Source organism: Candidatus Polarisedimenticolia bacterium, from assembly GCA_036004685.1.
Taxonomy (GTDB): Bacteria; Acidobacteriota; Polarisedimenticolia; order Gp22-AA2; family AA152; genus DASYRE01.
The window spans coordinates 51,974-65,710 of the sequence record DASYRE010000054.1 but is presented as its reverse complement, the minus strand read 5'-3'; the positions used below and the strand labels follow the sequence as shown (position 1 = coordinate 65,710).

The following is a 13,737-nucleotide window of genomic DNA, read 5'->3' as shown; positions in this document are numbered from 1 at the left end:
CCTCCGAAGCGCCTCCGCGCCTTGCGGCGGCCCACGCCGGGCCTATATTTGCATTCGATTCTCTGCGCCGAGCCGGGGGAGCCTTCGCGGAAAAACATGCCCACTCTCTCCGAGATCCTCGAGTTCTCCACCGAAAGACTGACTTCCTTCGAGATTCCGCGGAAGCGCGCCATGGTGCTGCTGCGGTGGACCCTTTTCGGCACGCTCCTGGGGTTCGGAACCGCTGCGCCCGGGGATGTCTTCGGAACCCTCCTGGTCGACCTGAGCCTCGCCGCGCTGCTGATCGCCAACCTGGCGGTGACCTTTCTCCCCCTGAGCTCCATTTCTTCGGCTTCCTTCGAATTCGCCCTGAATCTCCTCGACGCGGCGATCATCACTTTCGTGGTGTTCCAGGCCGAATCCAGCGGCCTCCTGTGCGTCTTCCTCTTCCTGCTGCTCATCAGCACCGCCGGATCGACGCGCATCTACCAGATCCTCATGGCCCCGGTGAGCCTCAGCGGCCTCTACCTCCTGTTCCTCGGAATCCGGGGGACCGAGAACCTCTGGGCGATGGAGCACCTGATGGTGTTCCCGCTTTTCTATGCCGTCGGCCTACACTTCGGATACCAGGTTCTGCAGATTCGGGCCTCGCGCGCCCAGGTGGGGATGATCTACCAGGAGCGGCAGGAGCTGAGGATCGTCCTGAAAATCATGGACTCGATCACCTCCTCCCTCGATTTTCACGCGGTGATGTACGAGATCGCCAGCCGGATCGCCGACGCGGTCGACGCCGCGCGCTGCTCGATCATCCTGGTGGAGGAGGAGGGGAAGCGCGCCTTCGTCGTGGCCGCGAACGACGACCGGAAGCTGAAGATGCTGCCCGTCAATCTGGACAAGTATCCGGAAATCCAGGCGGCGATCCGCCGGAAGAAAGCCGTGATCATCGAGGACGTCGAGACCAGCGAACTGATGCGGCCGTACATCGAGGAGCTGCTGCGTCTCAACTTCCGCTCCCTGCTCGTTCTCCCCATCGTCTATCAGGAGACGGTGATCGGCACGCTGTTCCTGCGCGCCTCCCGCAAGCGGTGCTTCACCGATCAGGAGCTGAAATTCTGCCGGGTCGTCGCCTCCGCCGCGGCGAGCGCCATCAAGAATTCCATGCTCTACCGGTCGCTGGAGGAGAAAGTCCGCGAGCAGCAGGAGACCGGCGCCCGGACCCGCGCCCTGTTCGATAATTCCCCGGACATCATCCTGCAGGTCGACTCGGACGGGATGATCCGCGAGGCCAACCAGACGGTGGAGCGCCTTTCGGGGCGAAGCCGCCAGGAGCTCCTCGCCATGGAGGTGAGCTCCCTGCTGGAGGGCCTGCCGCCGGTGAGCGAGCTGACCGGGCTCGCCGCGCCCGGCTCCGAGCCGCGGCGCTACGACGGCCGGCTCGGCCCCCGCCACGTCGCGCTGAGCGTGGGGCCCCTCGGCACCGGGCCGGGGTCCCTGATGCTGATCGGCCGCGACGTGACCGAGCAAAGGGAGGCCGCCGTCATGATGCAGCAGACGGAGAAGCTCTCGAGCATCGGGGAGATCGTGGCCAGCGTGGCGCACGAGCTTAACAATCCCCTCTCGGGAGTCCTCGGCTTCTCGCAGCTTCTCGCGCAGCGGGACAAGGAGGGAATCTTCCGGCGCGACATCGAGCGGATCGTGGAGTGCGCCGACCGCTGCCAGAAGATCGTCCAGAATCTCCTGAGCTTCTCGCGGCCCGCCCATCCGGAGAAGAAGCCGGTGGGCATCAACGGCATTCTCGAAAAGACCCTGGATCTCCTCGAGCCGACCCTCCAGACCGAGAACATCGAGATCGTGAAGGAGCTGGACCCGCGCCTTCCCTACATCCTCGGCGATTTCCATCAGGTGCAGCAGGTCTTCACGAACCTGATCACCAACGCCCAGCAGGCGATGAGCTCCCGGCAGACGCCCGGCCGGCTGGTCTTGCGCAGCCACTCCGAGGACGGCAAAGTGATCCTGGAAGTGGCGGACAACGGCGCCGGCATCCCCCCGGAGGTGCTGCCCCGGATCTTCGATCCCTTCTTTTCGACGAAAAAAATGGGCAGCGGGACCGGCCTTGGCTTGAGCGTCTCCTACGGGATCGTTCGGGAGCACGGCGGCGAGCTCCGCGTGCAGACCCGCCTCGGCCAGGGAACGACCTTCCAGGTGATCTTCCCCGTGCACAGCGCCGGAGAGCCGTGGCCGGCGCGGGAGGCGCCCGCCCGGCAAGGAGGCGACGCCGGCAAGGAGATCCTGGTGGTGGACGACGAGGAGATCATCGTGGAGCTTTACCTGCAGCTTCTACAGGCGCTGGGCCACAAGATCGACACCGCGTCCACCGGCCTCGAGGCTCTGAAGAAGATCGAGGCGCGCGACTACGATCTGGTCATCACCGACATCAAGATGCCGAAGATGAGCGGCATCCAGCTCTACGAAAAGGTGGCGACGATCAAGCCGTCGATGCGCAAGCGCTTCATCTTCATCACCGGCGACATGAATTCGCTGACCAACCAGCAGATGTCGACCGTGACGAACAATCCCTGCCTGCTCAAGCCCGTCAACATCGAGAAAATCGAGTCCACCATCCACCAGCTTCTTTCCGGCACCCCGGCCCGCGGCTGACCCTTCTCCGGCCGGCCCGCGATCTTCTTCGACCTCGGCAAAGGAGAACGGCTCGACGAAGTCCCTGTATCGGGAAAGATGCTCGATTCTGAGCGGATTCCGCATCGCGGCGGCCTTCCTGGAGGCCCCGATGCGGGCACGGGAGGCGTTGAGCGATTGCCGGACGGCGCGGGTCCGGCGGCGCCCTCCGTTCGTCGAGGGATTTTGATCCGGGTCGGGCCGGGAATCAAAAAACCGGGCCGTGAGCGAGCTTGCCGCGGCGGCGGGAATAATCTTTTTCCCCGCTTGATTGGAGGGGCTATCCTGGGTTGTGCGTTCCGGCGGAGACTGACTGATGGCTCGCTTCCTGGAGTTGCTGCAGGGTAGTTCCGGTGCCGCCGAGGATGGCGCTTCGGGCGCCGTCCGGCAAGGCGACCCGGAAGATCGCGCCAGTCCCGCCGCCCTCTCGGACGAAACGCTTCTCGATGCCTATTCGCGCGCGGTGACGGGAGCGGCGGAGCGGATCAGCCCGGCCGTCGTGAATATCGAGGTGCGCCCGCGGCCGGAAGGAGCGCCGGCGGGCCGGCTCCCCGAGCGCGGCGCGCGCGGCAGCGGCTCGGGCTTCATCTTCACGCCCGACGGATTCCTGCTGACGAACAGCCACGTCGTGCACGCCGCCGGGAGGATCGACGTCACCCTGCCCGACGGCCGGCGTTTCGAGGCGTCTCTCGCCGGCGACGATCCGGCGACCGATCTGGCCGTGCTCCGGATTCCCTCCACCGGCTTCGTCCCCGCGCCGCTCGGAGATTCGGCCGAGGTGCGGGTGGGCCAGCTGGCGATCGCGATCGGCAATCCGTTCGGTTTCCAGTGCACGGTGACGGCCGGAGTGGTGAGCGCGCTCGGGCGCTCCTTGCGGACGGGGAGCGGGCGGCTGATGGAGAACATCCTGCAGACCGACGCCGCCCTCAACCCCGGCTCGTCCGGCGGCCCGCTGGTGAACTCGCGAGGCGAGGTCATCGGTGTCAACACCGCCACGATCCTCCCGGCCCAGGGGATCTGCTTCGCCATCGCCGTGAACACCGCGAAGTTCGTGGCGGGGAGGCTGATCCGCGAGGGCAGGGTGCGGCGCGCCTGGCTCGGGATCGCCGGCCAGACGGTGCCCCTTCCCCGCCGCCAGGTCCGCTTCCACGATCTGCCCGCCGAGCGCGGAGTGCTGGTGGTCTCGGTGGAGAAGGACAGCCCCGCCGCCCGGGCGGCGGTGGAGGAAGGGGACATCATCGTCGGCTACGCCGACCATTCGGTCGCGGGGATCGACGACCTCCAGCGGCTCCTCACGGAGGAGCGCGTCGGCGTGGACGCCCCGCTCACCCTGGTTCGCGGCCCCGCCCGGCGCACCGTCTCCGTCCGGGCCGTCGAAAGCCCCGCCGCCGACGCGGCGTAGCTTCCACGGCCACCATCCCGGCGGAAGGCCCCCCGGACTTGACCGACCCGGTCCAGGATCGCTTAAACTTCCGACTGCTGGATCGCATCCACGTCTTGATGAAAACGTCGCGAACCAAAGGAGGAGAGGATGAAGAGGCTGATTCCGGTGGCGGTGATGGTGCTGATGGCGGCGGCCGCGGCCGTGACCATCCGCGCGGAGGTGAAGCTCCCCAAGTGCTCGATGACGATGTGCCGCAGCGTCAATTGTGACCCGAACACGCTGTGCGTTTCGGGCGCGCACGTGAAGACCTGCGCGGACGTCTGCAACAACAAGTGATCCCGCCCGGGGATCGCGCCGACTCTACGGCGACTCTCCGACAGACAAGGGAGAGGGACGGCTGAAGCGCGACCCCTCCAGCTCAAGGATGCGAGCCAGGGTCGGAGCGATCTGCGCCATATCCACGACCCTCGGCTCGGTCCCGGCCGTCACTCGCGATCCCCAGAACAGGAGCGGCACGCGAGCGTCGTAATCGTGCGCCTGCCCGTGATCCGCGCCCCCTCCCGGGGCGCTTGCGGTCCAATAGGGGCGGAGCTGGATGGTCAGATCTCCGGAGCGATCGCTCCGGAACGAGAGCCGGACCGCTTCGGGCGCCTCCCCCGCCTCGATCTCCTCGGCCGTATAGACCGCCTCGATCCCTTCGACGCGGAGCAGATACTCCTTCAGGCTGGAGCGGGCGAGCGCCAGATGCGCCGGGCCGATCCGGTTGCGGTTGAGGTAGAGCGAAGGCTCGAAGTAGGCCGTCACCAAGGCCTCGGAGAGCGGCGTCGCGGCGTCGATTTTCTCCCCCAGCTTCCCGGCCAGGAAAAACTCCATCCGCTGGCGCAGCGCCGGCAGGTCGCCGACCTTCCCCGTCTCCCGCGCCACGCCGGCGGGAAGCTCGATGCGGCCCGCCGCGACTCCCATCTTCAGGGAAACCTCCGGAAGCGGGGCGACTCCATGGTCGGCGGTCACCACCACCAGCAGATTCTCCCTGCCGAGCCGCTTGATCAGAAAATCGAGCAGTCGCGCGAGCGTCGCGTCCATGCGCTTCATCGCGTCCGCCGCTTCGCAGGAGTCGGGGCCGAACAGATGCCCGAGGTAGTCGATGCTGGAGAAGCCGAGCGCCAGGACGTCGGGCGCGCCCCGGCGGTTTCTTCCCAGGTCGTGGGCCTCGACGACTCTCTCGGCGAGCCCTTCCAGGAATTCGTTCCCGTAAGGCGTGAAGAGCAGGGTCGCCGCGTCCTTCACCGGATGCGGAAAGCTCTTGCCGAGGCCTCCCTCCAGCGCATGAGCGTCGGGGACGTCTTCGGGGCAGGCCTTGTCGCACGGCGGCGGCAGCGAGCAGGACCACTCGCGCCAGAGCGGATGGCGGCGAAAGAGGACTCCCGCCTCGGGGGAAGAGGGCCTCTCGGAGAATCCTTCCTCGGCGGCGTAGGCCAACACGTCGGGCCGGCAGGCGGGATAGTATTCGGAGCAGGCCAGCTCGCCGGTGCGATCCGCCTTTTCCTCCACCCAATAGGCCGCGTCGGCCTTCTTCCCCGCCAGGAGAATCGCCGACCGGTCCTTGATCGACACGCCCACCACCCGCGCTTCCGGATATTTCTCCTTGACGCGCTCCGCCAGGGTCGTTCCGTCGAACGCGCAGGGGCTTTTCCGCAGGGTCGTCCCGGCCGGCGCGGCTTTTGCCGCTACCGGCGGGCACTCCCCCGCCCCCAGCCCGGCGCTCCTCGAGGAGACGCAGTACACGTCCTCCCCCTCCGCATAGGAGTACCACCGGTTGCCGATGATGCCGGAGCGATCGCCGTAGAGTCCCGAGCCGATCAGCGCATGGCCGGGTGCCGTCAAGGTGGCGGCATGGAAATAGCGCGCCTGCAGGAACACCCTCCCCTCCGTCTCGAGCCGCCGAAAGCCCTTCTCGCCGAAGTACGGCCGGAAGCGCTGCAGGTAGTCGGCGCGCATCTGGTCGACGACGATCAGCACGGTGAGCTTGGGCAAGGAGGAGGGAGGCGGAGCCTTCGACGGGAGGACGCCCGCCAGGACGACCCCCGAAAGCAGCCATCCCGCCGCTCGGGCACGCCCCGATCCTCGCCGGCGGCGCGCCAACCCTAGCGCTCCCAGAAGAACTTCCCGAGCGCTTTCTTCTCGGGCCACACCTCGTTCATCGTGAAGGCATCGAACAGGACGCCGTCTTTCATGGTGTAGGCGACCTTGGCCGAATCGCGGAGGTTCGCGAGCGGGTTGCCGTCGATCACGGCCAGATCGGCCAGCTTCCCCGCCTCCACCGTCCCGAGGTCCTTGCCGAATCCCAGCGCCTCGGCGCCGCTCCAGGTCGCGGTCCGGAGAGCCTCCATCGGAGTCATGCCCTTGCCGATCGTGAAGGCCCACATCTCCCAATGCGCCCCGAGGCCGTTCAGCTGTCCGTGGGCTCCCAGGCAGACCCGCCCGCCTTCGCGGGCGATCCGCGCCGCCCCTTCCGCCACAGTCGGGAAATGGAAATCCTCCTCCGGATACCACATCCGCCGCCGCCCGAGATTGTCCAGAGCGTCGTGAGGCGTGAACCGCCGCAGCCGCGGATCGTCGTGGGGATTGGCGTGCTGGTACCAGTAGATCTCCGCCGCGGGGCCGCCGTAGGAGACGATCAGCGTGGGAGTGTAGGCCGTCCCCGATTTCGCCGCCAGCGTCGCGACGTCGCCGTAGAGGCGCACCGGCAGCGAATGCTCCAGGCCCGTGAAGCCGTCGAGAAGGTTCGTCAGATCGGTGTGCAGCTCTCCCGCTCCTTCCATCGTGGCCCCGACGCCCTCCTTCCGGGCGGCGTCGAGCAGCCAGATGCGCTGCTCGCGGCGCGGCTGCTGGTAGACCTTGAGCCAGTGCGCGCCGTAGGCCTTCATCCTCTTCACCACGTGGAGCGCGTCCTCCGGAGTGTCGACCTTGGCGTAGACGGAGGCCTGGCCGCCGCCGTAGAGCACGTCGCCGCTCGAGTAGATTCGCGGGCCCAGCATCTCCCCCGCCTCGACCATCTCCGCTTCGGCAAACACGTCGATACTGTGGGCCGACGGGTCGTGCATCGTGGTGACGCCGTAGGCCAGGTTGACGACGTACTCCCATTTCTTTTCGGGGAAGATCTCGAACCCGGAGTAATGCGGGTGGGCGTGGACGTCGACGATCCCGGGAATGATCGTCTTGCCGGAAAGATCGAAGGAGGCCGCTCCTGGCGGGACGTGGAGGCTCCCCGGCGCGCCGACCGACTCGATCCGGTTGCCGCTGACCAGGACGTCGGCCGCGTCGAGCACCTCGTCGCCGCGCATCGTGATCACCCGGGCGTTCCGGAGGAGCACCGAGCCCTTCGGGCGCGGCTTCTCCACGATCAGCGTCACCGGGATCGCTTCGGGCTTCGGCAGCTCGGGCTCTTTCTTCGCCTCCTCCGGGCCCTTCGCCTCGGACCCCTCGCCGCCCTCCTCCGCCTTCCTCTTGTCGTCCCGCTGCTTCTGAATCGCCGCCCGCACTCTCTCCAGGCTCTGCCGGTAGATCGTATCGCCCATTCCCCAGAGGATCGTCTTCCCCCCGTCGGCCCAGCCGAGGTAGCCTCCCCCCTCCTCGCTCAGCCGGTAGACCGGCACCGGATCGCTTCCGAAACCGATCTCGACCGGGTCGGTCCCCGCCTGGGGAAGCGCCGTCACGTAGACGTCGTCGGAGCGGACGTACGCCACCCACGCGCCGTCGGGCGAGGGGATGGCGTCCTCGACCTGGCGGAACCGCAGGTGGCGCTTCTTGTCGGTGCCATCCAACCGGACCGAGACCAGGTCGGTCTTGTCGTCGGTATAGGGCTCCTTGGCAGGAATCGTCTCCTCGTAGAAAAGGCGCTCGCCATCGGCGCTCCACGCGGGGATGGGATGGAACCTCAGCGCATCGGTCGGCGAGACGCCGATGACGGTGCGGGCTTCCGAGCCCCCCGAGGCCGGCTGCGAGGGCACCCAGCGGATCTCGTAATAGGGATCGGTTTCGGGCTGCTGGCCGCGCAGCTCCGCGCCCGATCCCGCCACGAAGGCGATCCGATCCCCTTTCTTCGACCAGGCGGGATTCACGTAGTGCCCCGCCTGCCGCGTGAGCCGAACCGGGGCGCCGCCTTCGGGCCTGATTTTCCAGAGCTGCCCCAGCGCCGCGTCGCTCCAGGTGACGTAGGCGATCCAGCGGCCGTCGGGGGAGAATTCCGGGGCGTACTCCCGCGCGCCGTCGCGCGTCAGGCGGCGGGGCTTCCCCGCTTTGCCGTCGTGGATCTCGGCGATCCACAGCTTTCCGAGGGCATCGAACACCAGCGTCCGGCCGTCGGGCGAGAGCGTCGGCCACCTCAGGAGCCTCACCCGCAGCTCCTGGCCTCCGACCGGCTGTTCGGGGCGGTGCAACGGCCTGAGGTCGAGGGACACGTCGGCGCTGAACGGAACGACCGATTGCTTCCCGTCCGAGAGGTTGAGGCGCTGGATCTTCCCGCCGGAGGAGAAGACGAGCGACTTGCCGTCGGGCGTGAAGTCGGCTCCGGGGGTGACGTCCATCTGGGCGAAGCCCTCCGCTTCGTCACGACTCAGATTCCGGGAGACGACCTTCTCCCCGCCGGTCTCCAGGTCCCGCAGGACGAGGACGTCGGAGGCGTCGTCCCGGCGGACGTAGGCCAGCCGCTTGCCGTCCTGGGAGAGCAGCGGCCGGAGGCCGCCGTTCGGCCCCGGTGTCAGCCGGACCATCTCGCTCGTCTTGCGATCGAACCGATAGACGTTCCAGAGGCCGTCGTCCAGTTTGGGAATGTAGGAGAACTTCCGCTCCCGGCCGGTGAAGTAGATGTAGCGGCCGTCGGAGCTGCCGATCGGGCCTGCCACGTTGTTGAGCTTCTCCTTCGCGACGACCTTCACTCCCGCGCCGCCGCCGTCGCGGTGAATCATCATCAGCTCGACGGGCGGAATCCCGGCGCGCGAGGTGTCTTCGCGCCGGGTCAGGAGATACAGGCCGTCGGCTGTCCACGACGGGGAGGAATAGACCGCGTCCTTGTCCGCCGTGAGCGGGCGCGGATGGCTTCCGTCGGAATCCATCGTCCAAAGGTTCATGTTCCCGCCGCGGTCGCTGCAAAAAGCCACCGTCTTGCCGTCGGGCGAGACGCGGGGGGCATAGTCGTAGGCCGGCCCGGAGGTGACCCGAATCGCCTTGCCACCGGCGATCGGGATCTTGTAGAGGTCGCCGAGCAGATCGAAGAAGATCCACTTCCCGTCCGGCGTGACGTCCACGGAAATCCAGGTCCCCTCTTCGGTGGTGAACTCCACCTTCCGGGCGTTCTCCGGTGGCGCGTTGATGTCCAGCTTCGCCGGCTTCTTCGGTTTGGTCTCCTGCGCGAGCCCGCGCGGCGCCGCGGGAGCCCCGAGGAGAATCACGAATCCGAGAAGCATCGGCAGCCAAGGACGGATCGGCTGGACAGGCGGTCGGAGGCGGCTCATGGACAGGCCCTCGAGGGAATGAATGGATGGGCGGTCGGAATCGGTATGGTTGCAGCGCGTCATCCTAACACACGGCCCACCTGCGGTCTGGCCAGCCTGCGCCTGGGTCACGTGCGGCCCGGCTGCGGGCTGCGAGACCTCGAACCACTCCCGGTGCCGGCCCTCGGCGGCGCGCCGCTTCGCTACAGGAGCCTGTCCGCCTAGCGATCCGGGCGACCAAGGCCTGGCGCCCGGCGTCATTCCAGGGACGCCCCCTGGCGACAGGCTTTCGCGCCGGCGTCCGTCACCTGAAAGCAGAACGGGAAGATCGAGCGACGGTTCAGGACCAGGGAACGAAACCGCAAATCGTAGGCGGTCACCCTCGCCGGCGCGCCCTCCGGATAGGAGCGGCGCGTCTCCCAGACCGGGGCTTTGAAGAACCGCTCCAACCGGTGCCCCAGCGGGGTTTGCCGGGCGCGGGCCGCCTCGGGACTCTCGGGGTGCGTCTCGAGACGCTCTTTCTTCTCCAGACGGCCGGTGAACGAGTGTACGAGGTAGACGTCGTATAGGTTTCCCTTCCGGATGACCCCGCGCCATCGATGGGGACCCAGCGGCTCGGGAAAGACGTAGAGGAAGTCGGCCCGCCCCGGGGTCGCCAGCGCCTCCCGGGCCAGCGCCTCCCGGGCCAGGGCGTGCCCCGCGGCGCAGACTCCGAGATAGAGGACGACGGCGGCCGCCGAAATTTGCGAAAGCAGCGCCCGGCGCGGCCGGAGCGCCGCCGGGGCCGCGAGGAGGATCGGCAGCGCGAGCAGGCCGGTCAGAACCAGATCGACGATGAAGACGATCGCCAGCTCCGGGCGGCGATCGCTCAGCGGCCAGAGCAGGACGACGCCGAACGAATTGATGAGGTCGAAGAAGAGATGCAGGCCGGCGCCGAGGAGCACGAGACCGTAGACGGTCCTAACACTCGGGCGCGGATAGAAGCGCCGCAGGACCAGGGCGAGGAGAAGGGACCAGAGCGGCAGAAGGAAGAGGGAATGGCCGAAGGTCCGGCGGAACACGACCGCCGCGGGATGTCCCGTCAGCATCACCACGCCGTCGAGATCCGGCAGGTTGGAGGCCCACGCCAGGATCGGGACCGCCTCCCGCCCAGCCCGCCGCCGCAAAAAGGCGTTCGCCGTCGTGATCCCCACCAGTGTGTGGGTCACCGGGTCCATGAGCCTCCCCGGGGGCACGCGCGGCGGCCCGGAAAGTCCAGGCGATGAGGGGCGGATCTACCTCCCGGCCGAATCCGCGTCTCCGTCTCCGGGCGCGCCGCCGGAATCCTCGCGGCTTCTCCGGAAAGCGCGGACCACGTAGAGCGCGACGCCGCCGAGCAGGAGATAGGGGACCGAGAGCATCATCAGGGTGCTCTTGCTGAAGGCGAACTGACCCGCGGAGGCGTCGGCGGCGCCCGAGCACATGGCGCATTGGGCGGTCGCCTTCGCGGCGGCCAGGCAGAAGCCGTACGCGAGCGAGGCGGACGCGGCCAGGCGGGCGAGCCGTTGGGAGGAGGACGCTCTCATAGGACGTAGAGTATCACGAAGAGAAACAGCCAGGCGAGAGTCACGAAATGCCAGAACATGCCCGCCATCTCGACCGGCTCGTGATGGGCCGGGGAGAACCGATCCTTAAGCGCCATCACCAGCAGGACCGCGATCCAGATCCAAACGGCCAGCAGGTGCAGCGCGTGACAGCCGGTCAGGGCGAAGAAGAGCGCGCCGTAGGTCCCGCCGCTCGACAGGGAAAGCCCGCTCGACCGCAGGCGGGCCCACTCCATCCCGAGAACCGCCAGGAAGGCCGCCCCGGCGGCGAGCGCCACGGAGATGCCGCGCAGGACCCCCCGATGGCTGGCGCGCCGGGCGGCGCGCAGCGCCCCATGGATTCCGAAGCTCCCGGCGGCCAGGAAGGCCAGGTTCGCGGCGCCGGCCCAGAACGGCAGCTGCGGCTGGCCCGCCGGGGGCCACATCGGCGCCGCGAGCCGCAGGACCAGATAGCCGCCGAGCAGGCCGGTGAACAGCATCGTCTCCGCCACCAGGAAGATGATCATTCCCAGCCGGTGGTTCGGGATGGCGGGCGGAGTCTGCCGCGGATCGGGCTGCGCAGGCCGCTGCGTCACTCCAGAGACCATGACGGGCTCAGTTCGCGATGAGGACGGTGGCGATGGAGAGCAGGACGAGGCCGAGGATGACGAACGCCAGGAGGCGCCCGGTCTTGCGGTTCTTTTCTTTCAGCGCCGCGGAGGCGAAAGGAGAGCTGAAGTTCATCGGATCTTGTCCAGTGCCATCAACAGCAGGAGCGCCGGAAGGTAGATGACGGAGGCCAGGACGATCCGGCGGGCGCTGGCGTGACCCCGGTCGCGCAGGATTCCGGCGCAGTGCCAGATCAGGAAAAGGCCGAGCGCCAGCGCTCCGTAGAAATAGACGATGCCGGTCAGCCCGAAAAGCGCCGGCGTCAGGCTCACGGGGATCAGGACGAGAGCGTTGCCGAGGATCCTCCGGACGGTGCCGTCGCCGCTTGGATCGACCGCCGGCAGGAGGCGGAACCCCCCCCGGACATAGTCGTCGCGATACATCCAGGCGATCGCCAGCGAATGCGGCAGCTGCCACAGGAAGAGGATGGCGAACAACGCCCAGCCGCCCGCCGCCAGCGACCCCGCGGCCGCCGCCCACCCCCCCAGCGGCGGCAGCGCGCCCGGGACCGCCCCGACGAGAGTGGCGAGCGGGGTCCGCGCCTTGAGCGGGGTATATAAGAAGATATAGCTCGCCAGGGTCGCGGCGGCGAGCAGGGCCGTCAGAAGATTGACCGTGAGCGCCAGATAGACCATCCCCGCCGAGGCCAGCGCCGTCGCGAAGCCGAGCGCCTGCACCGGCTGCAGCCTCCCGGCGGGCAGCGGCCGTCGGCGCGTCCGCTCCATCTTCGCGTCGCTGTCGCGCTCGATCACCTGGTTGAGCGCGCTCGTCCCTCCCGCGACCAGCGTGGTGCCGAGGAGCGCGTGGAATAGCAGGACGGGATCGATCCCGCCGCGGCTTCCCAGATAGAACCCGAAGGCGGTGGTGGCGACCACCAGCGAGGTGACGCGCGGCTTGGTCAGCTCCAGATAGTCGGACAGGCTTCCCGAGGCAACCCGCGACTCCGCCACCTGTTCGAGCCCAATCATCTCGCTCATCGCACCGCCCATCCTTCCCGGCGGCCCGCGGGGATCGACGGCTCGGTCACGTCCGGCGGCGCGATCCTCCGGAAGCTCCGGAGGGTGGCGACCCAGGCCGTCGCGAGGAGCAGCGCCCCCGTGACGACGTGGGCCGTCGCGGGGACGACCGCCAGCTCGCTGAGGACCGTCAGCCCTCCCAGCGCGACCTGCAGAAAGAGCAGGGAGAGCATCAGGACCGCCGGGCGCCGGAGCGCCGCCACCTCGCCGTGCCGGCGCAGGATCCGAGCCGCCGTCCAGCTCACGATCAAGATCACGCCGAGCGCTCCGAGCCGGTGCAAATACGCGATCAGGACCTGGCCCCGCAGGACAGGGGGCACGAGCCGGCCGAACGCGAGCGGAAAGTCCGGTATCGCCAGCCCCGAGCCGGTGTGCCGGACGAGGGCCCCCAGAACGAGCTGCATGAAGATCATGACGGTCGACGCGAGGCAGAGCGACGGAAGCGGCGGAAAGCCGCCGTCCGATCGCCGCGCCTCCTGGGCACCGGCCCAGTCCCGCCCGGTGACCACGGCGAGGGTGACGACCAGGCAGAAGAAAATCTGGCCCAGACAGGCATGCCCGACCGAAACGGCGAGCGGCAGGCGCATCAGAACGGTGACGCCCCCCAGGACTCCCTGGAGCACCACCGCGAGCAACGCCGCGAACGCCAGGCGCCTCACCCACCGCCGCCGCTCGCGCCGCGCGATCCAGACGGCCAGCGCCACCGACAGCCCTCCGACGAACGAGGCGACCATCCGGTGGCCGTGCTCGTAGAGGACCCCGCCTTCCATCTTGGGAAGCACCTGGCCGAAGGAGAGGGGCCAGTCCGGAACGGCGAGCGACGAGCCGGTGCTGGTCACCAGTCCTCCCGCGACCAGAAGGACCACGGTGCACAGGGCCGTGAAAACTGCGAAGCCGTGCAAGGCTGGGGAGAATGGAGCGCCCCGGTCCTCGGCGGAGCTCACGCGGGCCTCATCGCC

Annotated in this window: 11 protein-coding genes; 3 read left to right on the top strand and 8 right to left on the bottom strand. The window is 68.3% G+C overall.

Features of this window, described 5'->3' with window-relative positions; all coding sequences use genetic code 11:
* Positions 1–96 precede the first annotated feature (96 nt).
* The 3 genes from VGR67_15015 to VGR67_15005 all read left to right on the top strand — a co-directional run bounded on the left by VGR67_15015 (position 97) and on the right by VGR67_15005 (position 4,375).
* The gene (locus tag VGR67_15015; protein HEV8337723.1) at positions 97–2,637 is read left to right on the top strand and encodes an ATP-binding protein; all 2,541 of its coding nucleotides are present in this window, start codon (positions 97–99) and stop codon (positions 2,635–2,637) included.
* Between the two features lie 334 nt (positions 2,638–2,971).
* Positions 2,972–4,057 (top strand): trypsin-like peptidase domain-containing protein, encoded by a 1,086-nt coding sequence (locus VGR67_15010; protein HEV8337722.1) that lies wholly within the window; start codon positions 2,972–2,974, stop codon positions 4,055–4,057.
* 129 nt (positions 4,058–4,186) lie between these two features.
* Positions 4,187–4,375 carry a hypothetical protein gene (locus VGR67_15005; GenBank protein HEV8337721.1) on the top strand — a complete coding sequence of 63 codons (189 nt, stop codon included), beginning with the start codon at positions 4,187–4,189 and terminating at the stop codon, positions 4,373–4,375.
* Between the two features lie 24 nt (positions 4,376–4,399).
* Here VGR67_15005 and VGR67_15000 read toward each other — a convergent pair whose 3' ends face one another.
* From VGR67_15000 to VGR67_14965, 8 genes are all read right to left on the bottom strand, one after another.
* Positions 4,400–6,181: an alkaline phosphatase family protein gene (locus VGR67_15000; GenBank protein ID HEV8337720.1), complete on the bottom strand. Its 1,782-nt coding sequence runs from the start codon at positions 6,179–6,181 to the stop codon at positions 4,400–4,402.
* 2 nt (positions 6,182–6,183) lie between these two features.
* Positions 6,184–9,552, bottom strand: a complete 3,369-nt coding sequence (locus VGR67_14995; GenBank protein ID HEV8337719.1) for an amidohydrolase family protein — start codon at positions 9,550–9,552, stop codon at positions 6,184–6,186.
* A 236-nt stretch (positions 9,553–9,788) separates the two neighbouring features.
* Positions 9,789–10,748 carry a metal-dependent hydrolase gene (locus VGR67_14990; GenBank protein ID HEV8337718.1) on the bottom strand — a complete coding sequence of 320 codons (960 nt, stop codon included), beginning with the start codon at positions 10,746–10,748 and terminating at the stop codon, positions 9,789–9,791.
* 57 nt (positions 10,749–10,805) lie between these two features.
* Entirely contained in the window at positions 10,806–11,096 is a 291-nt protein-coding gene (locus VGR67_14985) for a hypothetical protein (GenBank protein ID HEV8337717.1), read from the bottom strand.
* Entirely contained in the window at positions 11,093–11,701 is a 609-nt protein-coding gene (locus tag VGR67_14980) for a cytochrome c oxidase subunit 3 (protein HEV8337716.1), read from the bottom strand. The genes VGR67_14985 and VGR67_14980 overlap by 4 nt, the downstream gene beginning before the upstream one ends.
* A 7-nt stretch (positions 11,702–11,708) precedes the next feature.
* Complete coding sequence (locus VGR67_14975; GenBank protein HEV8337715.1) at positions 11,709–11,837, bottom strand: hypothetical protein; 129 nt, start codon at positions 11,835–11,837, stop codon at positions 11,709–11,711.
* The gene (gene cyoE / locus VGR67_14970) at positions 11,834–12,739 is read right to left on the bottom strand and encodes a heme o synthase (protein ID HEV8337714.1); all 906 of its coding nucleotides are present in this window, start codon (positions 12,737–12,739) and stop codon (positions 11,834–11,836) included. The genes VGR67_14975 and cyoE overlap by 4 nt, the downstream gene beginning before the upstream one ends.
* A complete protein-coding gene (locus VGR67_14965) occupies positions 12,736–13,722 on the bottom strand; it encodes a COX15/CtaA family protein (GenBank protein ID HEV8337713.1) in 987 nt (328 codons plus the stop codon). The genes cyoE and VGR67_14965 overlap by 4 nt, the downstream gene beginning before the upstream one ends.
* Between the last annotated feature and the right edge of the window lie 15 nt (positions 13,723–13,737).